General features: G+C 60.8%; 16 protein-coding genes and 1 pseudogene. 9 read left to right on the top strand and 8 right to left on the bottom strand.

The window, feature by feature from the left end:
• The first annotated feature begins 171 nt into the window (after window positions 1-171).
• Entirely contained in the window at window positions 172-303 is a 132-nt protein-coding gene (locus BLQ58_RS29690) for a hypothetical protein (protein WP_302847661.1), read from the top strand.
• Window positions 304-427: 124 nt separating this feature from the next.
• Here the strand turns inward: BLQ58_RS29690 and BLQ58_RS23455 are convergent, their stop codons facing one another.
• The 5 genes from BLQ58_RS23455 to BLQ58_RS23435 form a co-directional block, all read right to left on the bottom strand.
• A complete protein-coding gene (locus BLQ58_RS23455) occupies window positions 428-1,063 on the bottom strand; it encodes a 2-dehydro-3-deoxy-6-phosphogalactonate aldolase (protein ID WP_029050899.1) in 636 nt (211 codons plus the stop codon).
• A gap of 30 nt (window positions 1,064-1,093) precedes the next feature.
• Window positions 1,094-2,053 (bottom strand): 2-dehydro-3-deoxygalactonokinase, encoded by a 960-nt coding sequence (locus BLQ58_RS23450; protein WP_049815828.1) that lies wholly within the window; start codon window positions 2,051-2,053, stop codon window positions 1,094-1,096.
• A 1,775-nt stretch (window positions 2,054-3,828) separates the two neighbouring features.
• Window positions 3,829-4,812 (bottom strand): hypothetical protein, encoded by a 984-nt coding sequence (locus tag BLQ58_RS23445; protein ID WP_029051523.1) that lies wholly within the window; start codon window positions 4,810-4,812, stop codon window positions 3,829-3,831.
• A 293-nt stretch (window positions 4,813-5,105) separates the two neighbouring features.
• On the bottom strand, window positions 5,106-6,080 hold the full coding sequence (locus tag BLQ58_RS23440) for a ParB/RepB/Spo0J family partition protein (RefSeq protein ID WP_029051522.1): 975 nt from the start codon (window positions 6,078-6,080) through the stop codon (window positions 5,106-5,108).
• Window positions 6,077-7,285 (bottom strand): ParA family protein, encoded by a 1,209-nt coding sequence (locus tag BLQ58_RS23435; RefSeq protein ID WP_029051521.1) that lies wholly within the window; start codon window positions 7,283-7,285, stop codon window positions 6,077-6,079. Before BLQ58_RS23435 ends, BLQ58_RS23440 begins: the two co-directional genes overlap by 4 nt.
• A 174-nt stretch (window positions 7,286-7,459) precedes the next feature.
• Here BLQ58_RS23435 and BLQ58_RS23430 point away from each other — a divergent pair, with 174 nt between their 5' ends.
• Together BLQ58_RS23430 and BLQ58_RS23425 are read left to right on the top strand one after the other, a co-directional pair.
• On the top strand, window positions 7,460-7,762 hold the full coding sequence (locus BLQ58_RS23430; protein ID WP_029051520.1) for a hypothetical protein: 303 nt from the start codon (window positions 7,460-7,462) through the stop codon (window positions 7,760-7,762).
• 914 nt (window positions 7,763-8,676) lie between these two features.
• Window positions 8,677-10,089 carry a replication initiation protein gene (locus BLQ58_RS23425; protein WP_029051519.1) on the top strand — a complete coding sequence of 471 codons (1,413 nt, stop codon included), beginning with the start codon at window positions 8,677-8,679 and terminating at the stop codon, window positions 10,087-10,089.
• 211 nt (window positions 10,090-10,300) lie between these two features.
• On the opposite strand, the gene BLQ58_RS23420 is transcribed toward BLQ58_RS23425, so the two are convergent.
• Window positions 10,301-11,281: a Bug family tripartite tricarboxylate transporter substrate binding protein gene (locus BLQ58_RS23420; protein WP_092602430.1), complete on the bottom strand. Its 981-nt coding sequence runs from the start codon at window positions 11,279-11,281 to the stop codon at window positions 10,301-10,303.
• Window positions 11,282-12,181: 900 nt separating this feature from the next.
• Here BLQ58_RS23420 and BLQ58_RS23410 point away from each other — a divergent pair.
• The 5 genes from BLQ58_RS23410 to BLQ58_RS23390 all read left to right on the top strand — a co-directional run bounded on the left by BLQ58_RS23410 (window position 12,182) and on the right by BLQ58_RS23390 (window position 16,293).
• The gene (locus BLQ58_RS23410; RefSeq protein WP_092602426.1) at window positions 12,182-13,108 is read left to right on the top strand and encodes a LysR family transcriptional regulator; all 927 of its coding nucleotides are present in this window, start codon (window positions 12,182-12,184) and stop codon (window positions 13,106-13,108) included.
• A gap of 269 nt (window positions 13,109-13,377) precedes the next feature.
• The gene (locus BLQ58_RS23405) at window positions 13,378-14,013 is read left to right on the top strand and encodes a nitroreductase family protein (protein WP_092602424.1); all 636 of its coding nucleotides are present in this window, start codon (window positions 13,378-13,380) and stop codon (window positions 14,011-14,013) included.
• 36 nt (window positions 14,014-14,049) lie between these two features.
• A complete protein-coding gene (locus tag BLQ58_RS23400) occupies window positions 14,050-14,595 on the top strand; it encodes a carboxymuconolactone decarboxylase family protein (protein ID WP_092602422.1) in 546 nt (181 codons plus the stop codon).
• A gap of 93 nt (window positions 14,596-14,688) precedes the next feature.
• Window positions 14,689-15,645, top strand: a complete 957-nt coding sequence (locus tag BLQ58_RS23395) for an AraC family transcriptional regulator (RefSeq protein ID WP_092602564.1) — start codon at window positions 14,689-14,691, stop codon at window positions 15,643-15,645.
• A gap of 117 nt (window positions 15,646-15,762) precedes the next feature.
• Window positions 15,763-16,293 carry a YkgB family protein gene (locus BLQ58_RS23390; protein ID WP_092602420.1) on the top strand — a complete coding sequence of 177 codons (531 nt, stop codon included), beginning with the start codon at window positions 15,763-15,765 and terminating at the stop codon, window positions 16,291-16,293.
• On the opposite strand, the pseudogene BLQ58_RS23385 reads toward BLQ58_RS23390, so the two are convergent.
• A pseudogene (locus tag BLQ58_RS23385) lies at window positions 16,255-17,662 on the bottom strand (PLP-dependent aminotransferase family protein); the annotation flags it as partial. The gene BLQ58_RS23390 and the pseudogene BLQ58_RS23385 sit on opposite strands and share 39 nt — an antisense overlap.
• Before the next feature lie 44 nt (window positions 17,663-17,706).
• Between BLQ58_RS23385 and BLQ58_RS23380 the strand changes: the two are divergent.
• A complete protein-coding gene (locus BLQ58_RS23380; RefSeq protein WP_092602418.1) occupies window positions 17,707-18,564 on the top strand; it encodes an AraC family transcriptional regulator in 858 nt (285 codons plus the stop codon).
• 216 nt (window positions 18,565-18,780) lie between these two features.
• Here BLQ58_RS23380 and BLQ58_RS23375 read toward each other — a convergent pair.
• The coding region (locus BLQ58_RS23375; RefSeq protein ID WP_139186154.1) for an IS30 family transposase at window positions 18,781-19,049 on the bottom strand (269 nt) is incomplete at its 5' end.

Raw genomic sequence — 19,049 nt, 5'->3', positions numbered from 1 at the left:
ATGATGCAGAACATTCGCTCGTCTCCTTTACTAGCTACTTCGGGTCACGACCGGTGTCGTGGCCAGTGCCGGTCCGCCGTCATACCCGATAACGGATTCACGTGCGTGAAACAGGGCGTTGGGCGTCTCCGGCAGAGTCGTGCGCGAGTCGCTTGGGCGGAGGGTGGTTTTATGAAGGAAGCCGTCGGCTTCACCGTCATGTGCTGGCTGTCCGGTGCCGTCCTCCTGTGGATGGATTCCGCTGCAGCCACCGCATTGAGCGGCGTCCTTGCCCTCGCGGCGCTGGACATCTTCACGCCTTGAGTCGAGTGACATCCGAGGGCATGCCATGGTTGACCGAGTGTTGGCAGGTTTCCGGTCGATAGGCCGGGAATTCCGCTGGCCGGGCCGGCGGTGACGGCCCCTGCGCTCGGCTCGCTTCGGTCGGCTATCCCGCTGACGCTCTCTGAATCGAATGCCAGGTTTCGGCAAAGAGTCGCGCACTTTGACCCACGGCACTGGCGTCCATGCCGGGCCTGTATAGCGCTGAGCCCAGGCCGAAACCGGAAGCCCCTGCGGCAACATAGGCGGACATCGCTTGCGGCGTGATCCCGCCAACCGGCAGCAGGCGGACGTGCTTCGGCAGCACGCTCCGCCAGGCTTTGACCACGGCAGGCGGCAGCGCTTCAGCCGGGAAGGCCTTGAGCCCGTCCGCCCCTTCGCGTAGTGCGGCGAATGCCTCAGTCGGCGTCGCCACACCTGGCACGCACGCCATGTTGACGGCCTTCGCCGCGCGGATCACGACGGCGTCGCTATGGGGCATGACAACGAGCCGCCCCCCTGCCTCACCGACCGCCCTCACTTGTACCGTCTCGGTGACGGTGCCCGCCCCGATGAGGGTATCGTGACCAAAAGCCTTGACCAGGCGCCTGATACTTTCGAACGGTTCTGGTGAGTTCAGGGGCACCTCGATGACCGTGAATCCGTGGTCGACTAATGCCTGACCAATCCCCACGACTTCGTCTGGTGTCACGCCCCGGAGAATGGCAACCAGGGGAAAACGATCCAAGTATGGTTGAATCATCGAAGCTTCCTTGTCGGTGACGGTCGTGACTTATCTGATCAGGCCCGCCTCGCGGGCAATCGCCCAAAGTCCGGCGCGGGTTGCATTCTCGATCTCTGGCATATCCGACACGCCGAACTGCGTCGCCGCCTTGCGATAACGCGCGCACAGAGTGGCGTCGCCGATCATGACAAGGGACGGAATTGGGTGGGCCAACGCGTTGCGCAGTTCATCGCCAATGAGTACCCCGGACAGATAGGCCAGGCTGACAGATCTTGGAAGTTGCCCTAACAGTACCTTGGCGCGTGCCGAGAACAGTAGCGGCGAGATCCCGCCCGCGCTGGTGCGCGCCACTTCGACACCCGCGTCGAACGCCGCGTCCTCCTCTGTTCCTTTGGTTTCCGCTTCACCGGCACCGGCAAATCGACCCAGGATGGAATGCTGCCGCAACACGGCAAACAGCTCGCCGGTCATGAAGGTCTGGCACTCGCGGATGCATCCATCTTCAATGCGAATCCATTTGCTGTGGGTGCCGGGCAGGACAAACACGGCCTCTCTGCGCATTTCGGGAAAGAGCGTCAACGCACCCACTACCTGGGTTTCCTCGCCACGCATGACTTCGGCGCGGGGCTCGGTCAGGGAAACACCCGGCACCAGATGCAGTACCTCGCCATCGGATAGCGTGACTTTGGCCAAGCGATCCGCGAGTTCGCGCGCGCCTGCCGTCCCTTCGCAATATGGCGCCTCTTGCCAACCTTGCGCACTACCTACCATCCCGGCGGCAATCGCAGGAACCACTGCTTCGTCCAGCCAGTCAGCGACCACCGAACGGTACGCCGCTTCGAAACCGCCCTCGCCAATTCGCATGATCCCCAGTGGCGCAACCCGGGTGTCGATCAACGCAGCATCGTCGCCGAGCAACATCGCCCGCAGCGAGGATGTGCCCCAGTCAAGCGCAATCAGTCTCGCGTCAGGTTTGGCACTGCGATTCGCTTCGCTCAGTTGGCTCATTTGCTTTTGCACGTCGAGGGGTCGCGCCGTAGCGTTAAGGTCCGGCCCGAAAAGGGCTGCCTAAAATAATTTGCATTGCAATACAGTATGTAAAACTGCCCGGAAGATTTCGGAAAGCAACCTTTTCTTAATAGAAACAATGAGTTATCACGCTTATCTAATGTACGGCGCACGCCTCATGGCGTAGGTGTTGCTCTGAGTTACCTCCTTCGACGTTCCCGGCGGCGAAAGTCTTCCTGCGTCGCGACGTGCCAAAGCTTGCCCACGCTAAGGGATGCTACAGCCAACGGCTGAACTATACGCAGTACATGGCACTAACCGGTTCGTCTGGCGTCTTGGCGGGCTACCCGAGGCCCCTGCACCTGTGTGTCTCCGCCAGAATGGCTGATGGTTACAATTCGTTACATAGGTGATTATCCCGGCACTGCTCGTTGGCTGCGATACCCCGAGTAGTCGGTCGCCACAAAATTCGGGCGAATTCAAATTTGGCCGAGTAAGACATCTCGGCACATGGTTGTGATAAGGCTCGTGCGACTCGTGGGGGCCCACGATAGCGATTCAAAACCGGCTGCCGCTTCACCTTCTTGCTAAACCCGAAGTCTGCGGCACCTACCGGCAGACGGGCGGGCCGGTACGGGATCACTGGTCTAGACAGGGCGCGTGCAACATACCGCTGGGCGTGGACGGCCTGTGGCTTCAGCCACCAATATGCGCACCGCACCTTAGTGGCCCATGTCGGGCCCGGTCAGTTCTTGCCGACGCGACCCCATTATTGATTGAGCGAAGGCGCGGAGCCGAAACGTTCAGGTCTCTTTACGCAAAGGACTGCTGGTAGAGACCCGTCCGCCAGAATTCGTGCCTACAAAGGGGTGAAGCTTGATTTTGCCCATGTACGTCTACGCGACTGCGACGACTTTGTCGGTGGCGCTCATCGACTCGACGGATGAGCCACTGGCCTACCCGGACGACCTCTGTTCGCGTTGACGCCCGCCTTGTGATTCGCATGCCCAACCGACGAGCGCGAGTTCAGACACGAAAGCCGACAGAAGATATCAGGCACCAGCCAGACGGGTGGTTCGTGCACCAAGAGCCAACAGCCGCTTCGAGGAAGTGTCTCTTATCGCGGCTCAGGCGCTGAGATCCATAGCCGCCCCTTGACGATGCACTCTGTTGCTTGGTAGCCACTTCATACGGCGCCTCTCCATCAACGCCAATTAGTCGCTCGCCGGCTCACCCGGTGTTAGGAGCCAAGCGTGCTACAACGTGACCCGAGGTGTGCGCGATATAACGTGGTGGCGTAGAAGCGCCCGTACCAGGCCGCCGCTGACTTATGTCACTCTGCCCGACGCGGCACAGACGCTGCCTCCCTGTAATGACGATCCAAGCTCAGTCCCGACGACGAGGGGCTTTCTAATAGAAAGCCTTAATAATCAAACGGTTAGAAGATGGGTCACTTTTCATCACCACGGTCGCCCAAAAACTGCTGACACTGTAAGCTACTGATTTCATTGGCTTTCTACTAGAAACCCGCCCTCGACGCCACGAAATCTGATGTGATCGCGTTCCACACGCAAGCAATCTGACATCCCTCTAAACAGGCCCCACAAATTTTGCGGCGCATCGATTGTGTCCTGCGCATATGTCCCCGGGAATCGATTCTGCGCCGCCGCTCCTTCCGCATTCGACAATACCTCCGTTGAGTCTCGCATCCCACACTTCACTCTCCACCCAAGACAAGCGCGACGAATAAAAGGCAAGTACACGCCCCCTCGATGCTAAGCGGATAGTCGTCGAATGCTCATCTGCCCCTTCTGCAAAGCCAGAGCGAAGCGTAGATTGACCGGAAAGGATCCGCCCTGCCCCATGACGACCTGGGTGTGCGCGTCAATCCGACCCAACGTGGTTCCGTCACGCTTCACGACCGTCAGCCCGTGCGACTTGGCAAGAATGGAGGCCAAGAGGTTCTTCGCGCTTTGGACCTCCGTGGCGGCCCGGATAGCGCCCTCCTTGCCGGAAGCAATTGCCGCGAAGTCCAGATCCTTTCCAGCAAGCGACCGGATGTACGCGTATGCCTCGCGACTGGTGAGCGCCGACAGACGTTCCCGGAATGCCGTAGCGATGTCCTCCAGTCGTTTGCCATGACGCTTGGCGATGCCCATCAGCGAGAACACAGCACGCGCAGTCAATCCGAGTTTGAGCAACCAGACTAACGAAAGCGGGACCTTGGAAGCCGAGTCCCTATCTGCCGGAGGCTCGCTTGCGAATGAATTCTGTAAAGACTTCTGCTTGTTGGTATGTTCCTTATATTGGCCGTCTTCCACTGTGAGAGACGGTTCCTTGTGGATAACTTTTCGACGCCTATCCTCCTTTGAGGTCCGCCCGACGAGACCGAGAAGAATCTGTGCTTTCTCTGTGAGCCGAACCGGAGAGACGTGAAACCGCCCGGAACGTGCTATGCGAATCTGCTCACGAACGACGTAGCCATGTCGCTGCAAATCGGCGAGCCCACGATAGAGGGATGACTCGCTGTTGAGCAGGGACTCGGCGCGCAGCAAATCCCGGCGTGGCCAGATGGACGAGGAGGGACGAGACAAATTGAAGAATCGCAGAATGCCAAAAAGAACCCGACGGGCGGTAATCCCGAGGTCCAGGCAATTAAGCGGATCGAATACGGCAGCCCGGGCTTCAATGAGCGCGAGCGGTAGAGGAGAAGGGCGAGCGATAGCCTCGCCCGGCGCGTAGCGTTGCGCAATAGTCATATTGACTCCGATTTTTAAGGACGAACGCCCTCCGGAGCTTGACTAGGCAAAATCACTCGCTACACTGAACACTCGTTGCGACTCGTGTTCACGGTTCCCGCCGTAGATACGTGTAGGTTGAGCTTTGAGCTATCAAACTCCACCAAATCGAGTTTCGGATTCCCGTCCGAATCTCAGCAGAGGCCTGGGTTCCCGCCCAGGCCTTTGTCTTTGTGGTGAGGGATGTGTCAAAAGCGCGCTTTAATTCATTCGCTCACTCTCTCATGTGTTGTAAAAGGCAGAAAACCTGCTTTTTAGTTGTTCGTCTCTGCGTTGGCCTCGATGAACTCCCGCACCCGCTTTTCCCAGGCTTGTGCGTCTTCGGCATTCTTGAACTTCAGCGTGACCGTCCCATTGCGCGTCGTCACCGCACACAGTTCACGCGTTCCCGCCTTGATCCGATGTGTTTTCGCCGCCACCGGCGAAACAGTTGTTTGCCGCACGCGCGCATGGAGGAGGGCGATCGCCTGCTTTTGCGTGACCTTATCGTCGCTTAGCAGTCTTTCCACGACCTCCGTGACTGCGGCCTCCTGGTCCGGGTGCTCGCCCAAAAACGTCGCCATCTCGTAAGCCGCGTTGACACCCAAGCGACCACGATCATTTGCCGCGTCAAGCGCCGCGATGGCGGGTCCAGGCAAACGCGCATACGAGAACAGCTTGCTCAGGTGCCCGGCAGAAATGCCTGCGGCCGCCGCAATGTCCTGCTGCGACTGCCCCGTGCGATCGAGGTGCTTCTGAAATCCCAGGTACTTTTCGAAGTCGGGCAGCGAAGGGGAGAGCAGGTTCGAATAGAACGCGGCTTCCTCGATCTGCTCGACGTCCGCAAGATCGGCAAACACCGCCGGGATCGTGTCCCGGCCGAGTTCCTTGAAGACGTAAAACCGGTTGTGACCGGCTACGAGTTCCTTCTTGCCATCTCCGCGCACGACGAGCGTGATCGGGTGAACCAGCTTGTTATTACGCAGGTTCTCCCGCAGCTCAGCATACTGTTCAGGCGTAAGCTTGCGCCGACGCCCGGGGACTTCGGTAATTTCGTCGAGCGCGACTTCGACAGCCTTGCCGACACTCGCTTCGAGCTCGGCAACCCGGCGCTCGGCTGCCGCGACGGCAGACTGCGCCGCCAGCATGCGGCCGGGCGACGTCTTGGGCTCGTTGGCTTCGGGTTTAGGCGTATTGGTTTTGACTGCGATGTTGGCGGTCTTTGCCAACAACTTGTCGCCGATTCTCATACTTCTTTCCTTTCTGTCCACGCCCTGACGAACTGGTCGTCGACATGCAGGGCGAGCTTGTCCAGCGGATCGCGGAAACGCTGATACGCTTCGACGCTGCCGTCGGGCTTGGAGAGGTCATAGACGGTCGCCAGCTGTGCCGAAGCGCCCTTGGGGACCGATGACTCGGGAATTTCGATGCTCAGTACACGATTGCCGTAGGCCTTGACCATCCACTCGCGCACGACTCGCGACACAGCATCCTGTTTCACCTTGGTGAGCACGATGTTGATGAAGTCATAGCGTTTGGATTCCAGTACGCCAGGCAGCTTCTTTGCGATATCCGAAAAGAGGTGCCAGAACTGCGTCGAGCTGGCAAAGTCCAGCCCGTCAGGCGGGCAGGGCATCAGAATGCCATCCGATGCAATCAGCGCGTTGATCGTGATGTAGCTCAACGCAGGCGGCGTGTCGATGATGATCACGTCGTACTGCTCGGACAGCGGCACCAGGCCCTTGCGCAGGATGTCCCAGAACTCGAAGCCGGACTCGGACAGCACCTTCGACGGAATCTCGAATTCCGCATCGAACAGTGCCGACGAGGCAGGGATCAGATCCAGGTTGTGCCAATACGTCGTCTGGACGGCATAGTCCAGCGTCGTCTGGTCACCATAGATCAGCGGCAGCAGCGTCTGCTCTTCGGCAATCTCGGCATCCGGGGCCCAGCCGCAAAGCTGGGTCGTGGTGCCCTGCGGATCGCAGTCGACAATCAGGACCCGCCGGCCGAGCAGGGTCAAGGCCTGTGCCAGGCAGACCGCGGTCGTGGTCTTGGCGACACCGCCCTTGAAATTACCGACCGTGACGATACGCCCGCGCTGGCCTTCGGGCCGCTTGGTGCGGCCGTTGGCGTGCTGTACCCAGGTGATGGCGTCTTCCAGGCTGAAGACCTTCGCCCGGCCGTTGCCTTGTGAAGTACCGGCCGGCAATCCGCCTTTGGTGGCAAGATAATGGAAGCGCGCCTTGTCGACCCCGCAAAGCGTGGCGATCTGGCTGCTCGTGAACGAGGGCGGAATCTTACGGGGGTAAGGTTCCAGCATGGCATCCCGAATTTGCCCAAAGACGTCGTTGGCCTGCGCCGCAACGGCCGCAAGCCCGTCGATTGACAGGCCGTGATCGTCTGAAAAATCTGGGCGCGGGAGTTCTGCCTTGAGTAAGCTCGTTCGTGCCATAACAGTTGTAAATCCGTTGGAAAGGTCCCGAAGCGCCTGACCGGCGCCGAACCAGAAACTTAGACGCTTTCCGTCAATTAAATGGTTGGCCGTAGAATAGCGACCGTATACGTAAACCGCAAGAGGTTTACGTCACATCGACGCGTATACGCGTCATTTCCTTTGTCTGGCGCCATGGATTTTCCATTGCAGGGCTATGGCAACCTTGATTTCGCGCCGGAAAATATCGTTGTTCGGTGCATTGGCGCCGATGAGCAATTCGCTTCTGCGGGTACAAACGCGGATTGGACCTCGCACAAGCCAGCGACGTGCGCCACGCATTCCAGGTCTGAGTCCCACCTTGCGTGGATGCCGCTGTATTTCGTCCGGACCAAGCGTGAGCACATTTTCTTTGCACAAGCACCGACGTATCAGGCCGATCAAGCGCAGCGCCAGCTCGCGCCATTGCACGCGTGGGACTGGATGATGCGCAACTAAGTCTACAGCGACCTCTGTAGAGAGTGACTACTCACATATAAACAGCGAGTAGCGGCGCCTGATCGCTCGTCGACGTCGCAACGCGCCGCGAGCACGGTCGCCCGTGCGCCCTATGGCGTCCCCAATAATGTTCACCTGTTTCCCAATGCGCTCTGTTTTTTTCAAGCGCAGGAATAAGGCATGACCTCCGTGATGGCAACGTCGAAATACCCCTCTGGTCGATGAATAAGGATATTTGTAGTGGGCCGCAGAAACGTCTGTCATAAAAAAGGTGAACCCTATTGAGGTGAAAGCCCTCGCGGTATTTGCGAATAGGTGAACACTAATGGGGAGTAAGCAGCCTTTCGATTTCACTAAGGTGAACACCATTGGGGCCACTCCCAAATTCGGAAATAAGGTGAAGGGATTTGGGGAGCAATAAAATCAGACGGTGCTAGCGCGGCAACGCGCTCGAGCCGGAGCGATACACCATTAGGTGAAGTGATTTGGGGGTAGAGCGAGTTAAGGGAGATCCCTTTCCATTAGGCGCGCAGCCATGCTCGCAGCTAAGGTGAACGCCATTGAGGCCCCGCACGCCCGGAAACGGGTCTCGCTTCTTGGTGTCGAGCATGGCCAGGCTCTGGGCGACCGATCCCCAACATCTTTCACCTTGAATCGCGCCATTTACCCCATCGCCCTTGACCTTTGCCCCCATCGGACGGCCTGCGATGTCATTGAGGTCAAAGGTGAAGAAATTTGGGGGAAGGTATGCTTGCGCCCAAAGGTGAAACGATTTGGGGGCAGCCGCCAGGTCGGCCACGCCTTGGTTCACCTCGCCTCGGCGCGGTGCCCGAGCTTCACGCCACGCGCGTCACCTTGATAGGTGAACGCGACCCGTCTAACATTTCACCCATCTCCACATCGCAGGCACGCAGATGGCACGCGCGAAGGCACGCAAGGGCAGCCAACTCACCCAGGTTCAGGAGCCGGAAGTGGCGGAGCCCTTCAAGAAAGCGGTCCAGGCCATCCACGTTTCACCAGTCGGCGGCTCGCTCACACTGCAGCAACGACGCCTGTTTAACGCGCTCATCAAGAATGCGATCGAACTTCGCCTCGGGGAGGCCCGGACCGTCGAGACTTTCCAGATCTCGATTCCGGAGATGATGGCGAACCTTGCGCTGACCACCAAGGACACGAGCTATATCAAGGAGACGGCAAAGTCCCTGATGCGGACGGTCGTCGACTGGGATCAGCTCAATAGCGACGGGACCGCGACCTGGACCGGCTCGACCCTGCTGGCCGGAGCGCGGATCACGGGCTCCCAACTCTCGTACTCGTTTGCTCCTCAGATCCGCGAAGAACTGTTGAATCCGGAGCGCTACGCGATGATCGACATGCGGATAGCGAAGCTGTTTCGTCGGGCCCATTCGCTCGCGATCTGGGAAAACACCGTCCGTTACGAACGCGCCGGGATCACCGCGCGCATTCCGTTGGCCGTCTTTCGGAATCTGATCCTTGGGCGCGAGGAGAGCGAGACCAAGTACAAGGAATACAAGATCTTCAAGCGCGCGGTGCTCAACCCCTGCATCGCGGAGATCTGCAACGTGTCCGATCACTACCTCGAGCTTATCGAGCACAAGGTCGGTCGCTCGGTCACCGAGCTGCAGTTCAGGATCACGCGCAAGGAGGACGCGAGCAGTGGCGAGGCCGATGGCCGCGAAGCAGGCGATGAGGCCAACGTCGGCGACCTGATACCGGCGATCATCGGCTTGGGCTTGCCGGCCAGCGAGGCGCGCAAGCTGGCCACGATGCACCCGCACGGGGCCCTGCACGAAGCTATCGCTCACATCCGCACACGTGAGTCCGCTACCGACGCCCCGGCGATCGACAATGTGCCCGCGTATTTTCGCAAGATACTGGGCGACATGGCGGGGCAAGGTGTGGGTGACGGCGCGGGTGGCCGCGATGGGCGCACGGCCAACGCTGGAAAGGGAAGGGTTGGAGGGACCAGGCCGGCAACTGGCGCGACAATGGGCGCGACCGAAGAACCGGCCGCCCCACCGCCGCCCCCGGCGAAGTCCGCAAAAGAGGCGATGGACCGTTACATCGCCGCGCGCCTGCCCCGCGCACAGGCGTATTTCGTGAGCCTTGCCGACGAGGAGCAGATGCCGCTCATCAGCAGGTACAACGCGCAGTGTGCGACCGCAGAACTGCAACTTGTCGCCCGAAAGCGGCCGACCAAGGTCGCCCAGACGAGCTTCTACCAGTGGCTTGCCGATCAGACGTGGGGCATACCGACGGCCGACGACGTATTGTCCTTTGTGCTGACCGGCAACGTGGCGGCCTAGGTCGCCACCGCTGCGAGAGCGGAAGCGCTAACGGCCAGCGCTGAAGACAAGCGCCGCGGACCACGCGCACGACGGTGTTGCCTAGCGCGCATGGCTGGGGGACGGGCGGCTGGATACGCTACGTTCCACGGCGTAGCCAGGCGCCTCACGCTGCGTGAACGCAAGCTCGGCAACTGCGATCCGCATCTTTGGGAGATCCTCGCCGCCGCGCTCAATTCAGGTGCACGTTTGCACTCTTGATGACCTTGCCCCACTTTGCGACGTCCGATTGCATCAGCGTGCTCAACTGCTTGGGCGTGCTGGCTTCCAGGATGACCCCCTGCTCGGCCAGCCGCGCGGCAAGATCCGGAGCGGCCACTGCCTTTTGCACCTGCGTGTTGAGCAACTCGACCCTCTCGGCCGGCATACCTGCAGGTGCCAGCAGCGCGAACCAGTTCTTCATTTCGAAACCAGGAAGTCCGGCTTCGGCCAGTGTCGGAATGTCCGGGCTCATGGGCAGGCGCTTGGCCCCTACGACACCAAGTGCTCTGAGCTTTCCGCTCTTCACGAGCGGCATGGAAGACGGCACGCTATCAAAGAACACCGAGACGTTGCCGGCAAGTAAATCGGGCATGACGTTATTGCTGCCTTTATACGGGACATGCAGCATGTCGGCGCCAGTGGACAACTTGAACATTTCCAGCTCAAGGTGAGACAGCGTGCCATTTCCCTGCGAAGCGGCGCTTATTTGTCCGGGCTTGGACTTGGCCAGCGCGACGAGTTCCTTGACCGAATTCGCCGGAATCGAAGGGCTCACGACCAGCATATGGGGTACATGGCCCACAAGCGAGATCGGCGTGAAGCTCTTGAGAATATCGAAGCCCAGTTTGGGGTATAGGTTGGATGCGATGGCAAGCGAGCCTGACGCCAACAATAGCGTGTAGCCATCCGGCGCCGCTTTTGCGACGATGTCCGAGCCAATGGTGCTGCCGGCACCAGGCCGGTTCTCCACCACCACTGGCTGCCCGAGTCCTTCGGACAGCTTCTGCGCAATCGCCCGGCCCAGGACGTCAGTGGCACCGGCTGGCGGAAAAGGAACCACCAGTCTGATCGTCCTCGATGGATATGTCTGTGCCAGTGCGCAGCCAGTGCCGAAAGCCAGTACGCCAATGGACAGCGCGAAGGCTGCCAAGTGCGCAATCTTTTTCTTCATCAAACGCTCCCCGAAAGATCAGATGCCAGTGAGTCAGGCATAACTATGCAGTGGCGTATCAGGCAGCAACGTCCGTGCCAGCTTCAACCGCCGGACTAAAGTCGCGTGCGCGAACCGCCGGGGCCGTGTGTTGACGGCTAGCGCGATCCGGTTCTGGCGTCCTTCCGCGACGGTTTTCATGCGCAGCGCGCGAGTACGACCATTGCTTCGACCACCGCGCGTGCCCGATGACAGGTCCTGTAGCCGGTGCCGGAATCACCGGGCGAGACGGTTACGCCAAGCCTTCGTACCTCTTAAAGCGCGCGCGACGCGGCGGCAACGTCGCTCATGACGACAGTCTCAGTCAACTCGATAGTCAGTGCGGAAGGGCATACGCCGGCCGCTTCGGCCGCATCCGAAACCAGTGCTGATGAGGCCGGTGAACTCGTCATGCGTTGCCTGGCGCGACAAGCGGTCCGAAATCGCGCGCGCTTCGGTGGCGTCGCGGGCCGGCACGATGACACCGTCGCCGCCGGCGAACGCCCGCACATCAAATCAGGTACCGGGCGGGGCGTATAGAAGTCGGTGGCACTGCTCGCCATACCCGACTCGGCAGCCTGCCGAAAGGCGGTCTCGTAGCCCGACCCGATGAGGTCAGGGTCTTCGCCCCATATCTCGCGACCCAACAGGTCCCTCCAGCGCCGTCGAATGGCGCTTCTGGCCGGTCGCGGTTTTCTGGCTACCTGAGTCAGGGCTTGGCAGGGCGCCCCCAATTCTTGGTACACATGAAAGCGGAAATCTTGGTTCTTCAACTCGTGCGCTCGACCGTACAGAATGCGACCATCAAGACGGTCTCCCAGTCACTCAGTGAGCGCCACATGAGACGGTCTCAAAGCCCTACGCCTTTGGAGCGCTGTTGTCATGGATCGTCTCGTCTCGATGCAGGCTTTCACGCGGGTGGTGGATATCGGCAGCTTTGCAGGCGCCGCAAAATCGCTGAATCTTCCCAAGGCCACGCTTACCCGACTGATCCAGAAGCTGGAAATGCATCTTGCGGTCAAGCTGCTGCACCGGACCACGCGTCACATCAGCGTGACCACAGATGGCGCCGCCTACTACGAACGCTGCGTACGCATCCTGGCCGACATCGACGAAGCGGAATACCTGCTGACGCGCCATAACAACTCGCCGCGCGGCACGCTGACCGTGGACACCACGAGCGGGATCGCGAAAATGGTCCTGATGCCGCAACTGCATGACTTCTGCAATGCGTATCCGGAGATCAGGCTCGAACTGACCAGTAACGGCAAGCCGATTGACCTGCTCAAAGAAGGCGTCGACGTGGTGCTGCGTGTGGGCGCGCTGGAAGAAGCCATGGTGGCACGGCGCATCGGGTGGCTGCGGCTGGGCCTCTACGAGTCGCCGATCTATCTGCGCCGCTTCGGCACTCCCCAGAATCTTACGGACCTGGCGCAGCACAGGGCGGTGCATCTTCTGTCGAACCGCACCGGACGTGCGACGCCGTGGTCCCTCGTTTGCGATGGGGAACGCGGCGAAGTATTGCCGCCCTCCATGATTGCTACCAACGATACCGATGTCCTTCTGGGCTGCGCGTTGGACGGCCACGGCATTGCCCGCATGTCACGGGCCACAGCCGCGCCTTATGTCGATAGTGGCCGGCTGGCCGAAATCATGTCCAGGTGGCAGACCGACCCAATACCGATCTCCGCGATGTATCCGCAGAACCGGCATCTGTCGGCAAAGGTGCGTGTGTTCGTGAACTGGGCTGCGGACATTTTCTTTCGGCATCCCCATTTCGGTACCCAGGCGCCGAAGCTCGCAGCCTGATCCCGGGCACATATCAACGCGTTCCCCAACCTTTGTGTGACATGCGCGGCGCACCCCAGGAGCGCCATGGTCGTCTGCCGCCTGTGTAGCTTGAGATCCATACCGGACTGATCCTTTTGAGCACTATCTTGAGCCAAAACGGACTCGAAATCGCTATCCGACATACCTAAAGTGGAGGCTCACAACCGACCGATGAAACGTTAGTGCCAGAAAGTCCAAGCCGCCGCGCCGAATGGCCTTCGGCGTCGGCTCCAACCTTGAAAATCCAGATGACTACCGCAATCAACATGACAAACGCCGTTATCGAATGCATCCTGAGCCGCAGCGCGGCCAAGTACTACGACCCCGCCGCCACCTTGAGCGACGACCAGATCCGCGAGCTGGTTCGCATCGGCACCTCAGCACCGACGTCGTTCCACATGCAGAACTGGCGATTCATCGCCGTGCGCACGGCGGCTGCCAAGGCCAAGCTTAGCCCGATTGCCTGGAGCCAGCCGGCGATCACCGATGCCGCCGTGACCTTCATCATCATCGGCCAACTGGCCGACGCCAGCGTGATTCCCCAACGCCTGGCGCCGCTGGTGGCGGCCGGCGTCATGCCGGCGGAGATGGTCTCCGAGTGGGAAAACCCCGCACGCGATCTGTACCAGGACTATCCCCAACGTCAACGGGATGAAGCCGTGCGGACGGGCACGTTCGGCGCGGCCGCGATGATCTACGCGGCCCGTTCGCTGGGCCTGGGCTCGACCCCGATGATTGGCTTCGATGCCGAGGCGGTGCATGGCGAATTTGGGCTGGCGGCCAACGAGGTGCCGGTCATGCTGCTTTCCGTGGGCGTCGAGCGTCCGGGAAACTGGGCGCAGAAGCCGCGCTTGCCCGTGGCCGACGTGCTGGATCTCGTTTAACCGTCAATCGCATTCTATTTATCCAAGGAGTCCACCATGGCAAGAACCGCAGTGCTGAAACCGGAACAGGTACCGGCCGAATCGAAGGCGACGCTCGATGCATTCACGAAGAATATCGGCTTCACGCCGAACATGATGGCGAGCTTCGCGCAGAGCCCGATCGCGTTCAACGCATGGGCAACGCTGCTGGGCGGCCTGAGCAAGGCGCTCGATGTGAAGACGCGCGACGGCATCGGCCTGGCTGTGTCCGAAGTGAATGGCTGCAACTACTGCCTGACCGTTCACAGCTTTACGGCAGAGCACCTGGCCAAACTGCCAGCCGATGAGATTATCCTTGCGCGGAAGGGTCACGCCAGTGATCCGAAGCGCGACGCGGCGCTGCAATTTGCGCGCAAGGTCATCGAGACGCGCGGCCAGGTGAGCGACGCCGACCTGAAGGCGGTCCGCGATGCCGGCTACACGGAAGCCAACGTCATGGAGATTGTTGCGCTGGTGGCCATGTACTCGTTGACCAACTTCTTCAACAATGTGTTCGATCCGGAAAAAGACTTCCCGGCGGTGGCGCCGGCCGGTTCGATCTGAAGCCAGCGGGGACGTAGCGTGTGTTGGGTAGGCGCTGCGTCCCGGGCGCGATCGCGATGAGGCGTTCAAGTGGATCAATATTCCGACGGTCAAGTGTCCCGGATCGACTGGCTGAGCCAGCTTCTGCAGATGATCGACATCACCGGGCAACTGCAGGTGCGCTGCGTGTACGGCGCGCCTTGGCGCGTGGCCTGGGACAAGTCAGCCGCGCACGAGATTCCGTATCACATGGTGCTAAAGGGGCGGGCCGTCCTGGAGGATCCGCAGACGCGCACGCTCACGGAGCTGTCGGCTGGCGACATCCTCTTGCTGCCTCACGGCGCGGCGCACGTGCTCCACGATGGTAGCGGGCATGCTCCAGGGCCCACTTCCAATCGCCGGGGCTCCGCAGGCTGGACGCTTAGCGAGAACGACGGTAAGGGCGAGCCGCTGGACATGCTGTGCGGACGGTTCTTCATCGGGCCGCCGCACGACCGGATGATTCGTGATTACCTGCCCGCGACGTTCGTGGTGCGGGGGACGGAAGACGGAGGTAAAGACGATGTCTTGTCCGCCACAAAGGATCTGGCCAGGCTGATGGGGCTCATGCGCATGGAATGCGCCACGGACAAGCCCGGGGGATACGCCATGCTCAACGCGTTGAGCTTTGCACTGTTCACACTGGTGCTGCGCGCGGCAAGTGAATCGGAACAGTCGCCGGCAGGCTTGCTGGCGCTTGCCGGGCATCCACGGCTGGCCCCGGCGATCTCGGCCATGTTCGCCGATCCGGCCCGCCCTTGGAACCTGTCTGAGCTTGCAGAGCTGTGCAGCATGTCTCGCGCCACCTTCATGCGGCATTTCCAGTCCAGTCTCGGGCGCTCGGCCAGCGATCTGCTCACCGATATCCGCATGAGCCTCGCGGCCAACGCGCTGAAAAAGCCGGCGGCAAGCACCGAAGCGGTGGCTGACTCGGTGGGCTACCGGTCCGTTGCGGCATTCCGGCGCGTGTTCACCGAGACAATGAGCATGACCCCGGGGCAATGGCGCCGCATGGCACGCCAGGGTAAGTGATGCACGAGGGTTTGATCCTTTCGCGCAGCGGATTACGCCAATGCAGTCTCGAAATCGAATTCGCGCGGGGCTAGATTGAAAGCTCAGGCGCCCAGACGAATTTCAATGGAAAACCACATGAAAACCCTTGCACACCACCTTCGGCTGCGGATCGCCGAAAACGGCATTGGACCGCTGTCTCTGCTGGCCCCTCTCAGGTGGACGCTGGCTGTCGTGTTCCTCTGGTTCGGCGGCATGAAGTTCACGGCTTACGAAGCCAATGGCATCGCACCGTTCATCGCCAACAGCCCGATCATGAGTTGGATGCACGTGCTGCTTGGCGTGCAAGGGGCAAGCTACGCCATCGGGATACTCGAACTGTCGACTGCGGTGGCGCTGATTCTTGGTGCGTTCCGACCCATCTTCTCGGCGTTGGGTGCTGCCATGTCGGCGGCAACGTACCTGATCACGCTTACCTTCTTCTTGAGCACGCCCGGTGTGGCCGAGACGACGGCCGGTGGATTTCCAGCCATCTCAGCGGTGCCGGGCCAGTTTCTACTCAAGGATCTTGTGTTGTTGGGCGCCTCGGTTTCCCTGCTTCTGGCGTCGGTCGGGGGCCGTGGGCGGCTGGCAAAACCGGTCGATGATCTCGAACAGACGATGACATGACGCGCTGACGTCGGCTTCGGGTGCAGTTGCAATCCCTAATAGAAGGCCCGAGGCCGCGGGGGATGGCGTGGCGAACCACTTCGATAACGGCGACGGCGCCATGCCGAAGGCCATCGCCTCCTGGGCGATCCGGGCGTCGGGCGCGCCGTCCGGCAGATTGAGCAGTACCGCCAGGCCCGCCTTTGTCCACGCAGCGTCGCGCGAACGCAACTGCTCGCACAGGGCTTCACGCTGGATGGTGTAGAGGCGCTTGAGTCGGCGAATGCGCCGGATGTAGTGGCCATCGCGCATGAACGCAGCCGTGGCGAGTTGAACGATTGGTGTGGGCTCGGGTGCAAGTGCTGCGGCCACTTCTGAGAACGGATCGATCAGTTCGGTGGGTGCCACGACAAATCCCAGTCGTAGAGCCGGGCTGATTGTCTTGCTGAATGTGCCGATATGAATCACCCGTCCGGCTCCGCTCAGCGATGCCAGGGCGGGTGCCGCGCGGCCATCGAGCTGCAGTTCGCTGAGGTAGTCGTCCTCGATAATCCAGGCGTCGCTGGCAGCCGCCCATTCAAGTAGCTGTAGCCGTCGCGTCAACGAAAGCGTCGAGCCCAACGGCGCTTGTTGGCCGGGTGTCACGATGGCCAATGCGGCGTCCGGGGCGTGCTCGATCCCATATTCGACGTTGATGCCGCCGGTGTCCACGGGTACGAGAACGGTGGTGAGGCGAGCGAGCTCCAGGGCCTTGCGAGTGACCATGAAGCCGGGCTCTTCCATCCAGGCCTTTTCGCCGTCCAATTTCAGCACGCGCAGTGCGAGACCCAGGCCAGAGATGTATCCCGAAGTGATGAACACCTGATCAGGGTGGCAATGGAGGTTTCTGGAAATGGCGAGATAGCCCGCAATCTCCCGGCGCAGTGCAAGCTCGCCACGCGGGTCGGGATAGATCAACGACGAAAACGCACCCGTTTTCAATAGATTCGAAGAACGCGTGCGCGCGAAAAGCCGGTCTGGCAGCCCTTCCAGCGCCGGTATGCCGAGCTGAAAGACCGCCGGTCCCGTGTTCATCTGGAGATAGGTGTTCATGAATGCCCCCGTGCCGCGACGCTTTTGGCTGGGTCATCGGTAAGCGTGGGTGGCGTGCGACGCGAGTGCCCCGTGCGCCGAAGGATTCGATGATCTGGGCGTCGGACAAACGCTCATACGCCGCTTGTACCGTGCCGCGCGCTACACCGAGGCGAGCGGCCAGGTCTTGCCATGAGGGCAGGCGGGTGCCCGGGGGCAGTACGCCCGAGTCTATCGCTCTGGCAATGCTCAGGCGAATCTGCTCCGACAGCGGAAGCTTGGCATTCCGGTCGAGACAAATTTGCAGCCTCGAATCCATATTGTCAGTACACACGGTAGTTGGAAGTTGGCAGGGAACGGAAAATGGTACGTATCGTCACGGACGTGCATCAGAGCCGAATCGCCAGTACCTGGGCGAACACCGAGGTGGAAGTCTTCGAATACGGCGAGCTGCAGGACGTTGCTCGCCCGATCGGATCGCGGCGCGTGAGCCTGCGCGCCGCATTGCGTGAGACCGGCGGCCGCATCGAGGCGCGCTACAGGCCATCGCAGCCGCTTGCCGACTACTATCGGGGCAGCGACCACCTCAGCCTCATCGAGCAGGGCGGCGAGGCGTACGGCTATACCCGGTTCATTCGCGGCTTTCGCTGTGTGGCGATCCATTTCGACGATGCCCTGCTGGACGAGGCTTGCGGTGCCGCCAGTGCTGCGGCCCGTCTCCGGTCACGGCTGATGTTCGAGAACAAGCCGATCTGGGCCATGGCCGACCGTCTGGCGCTGGCGTGCGTCACGCCACACATCGGGCAACGGCTCTACTGCGAAAGCCTCGTCGGTATGCTGGCTGTGGAAATAGCCGGGCTCGGGATCAACGCCCCCGCGCGGGCCTGCAAGGGCGGACTCGCGCCGTTCAGGTTGCGACGCATCCTCGACTACATCGAAGCGCATCTTGGCGACAGTATCGCCATCACTGAACTGGCGGTGATGGCGGAAGTCAGCCTTCCGCATTTCATGCGCGCCTTCCGCGCCTCCACGGGCGAAGCACCGTTGCGTTTCATCATGCGGCGGCGGGTAGCCCGTGCCATGCGGCTATTGTTGGAAACCAGTATGCCGTTGGCCACCATTGCGAATGTCTGTGGCTTCGCGGACCGCTCGCACATGACGACGTGCTTTCGTCGCATCGCCGGCAATACGCCGGCGCGCATTCGACGCGAACGCTCTTGAGTAACATGGCAAGGCCACGCGTTAGCTCGATATAGGGGAAGAGGCTGGGGCTTCACGGCAGGACGTTGTGCTGGGCTGTGTGGCGTGGTAGCCGATGGTATGCGAAGACGTTGGCAGGCTGTAGGCCCCATCCTCATTTAGCAGCACACTCGTGAACAACGTGATCAGAGAAGAAAACACCGGGCGGTTTCAAGTGCGAAGTGCAACACCCCTCAGTTATTGAACAGGAAGCCGGTCCGTGGGATTGGCCAGAACCTGAGCGAGGACTTGTAGCGGGGAGTGCCAGTTCAGGGTTTTGCGCGGGCGGCCGTTGAGGCTGTCGGCGATGGCGTCAAGTTCCTCCTGCGAGTAGACGGACAGGTCGGTGCCCTTGGGTAAGTACTGGCGCAGCAGACCATTGGTGTTCTCACAGGTGCCGCGCTGCCAGGGGCTATGCGGGTCGCAGAAGTACACGCGCACGCCAGTGGCGGCGCTCAGTTCGGCGT

Source organism: Ralstonia sp. 25mfcol4.1, assembly GCF_900104095.1.
GTDB lineage: Bacteria > Pseudomonadota > Gammaproteobacteria > Burkholderiales > Burkholderiaceae > Cupriavidus.
This window is presented reverse-complemented; position numbering and strand designations above follow the sequence as displayed.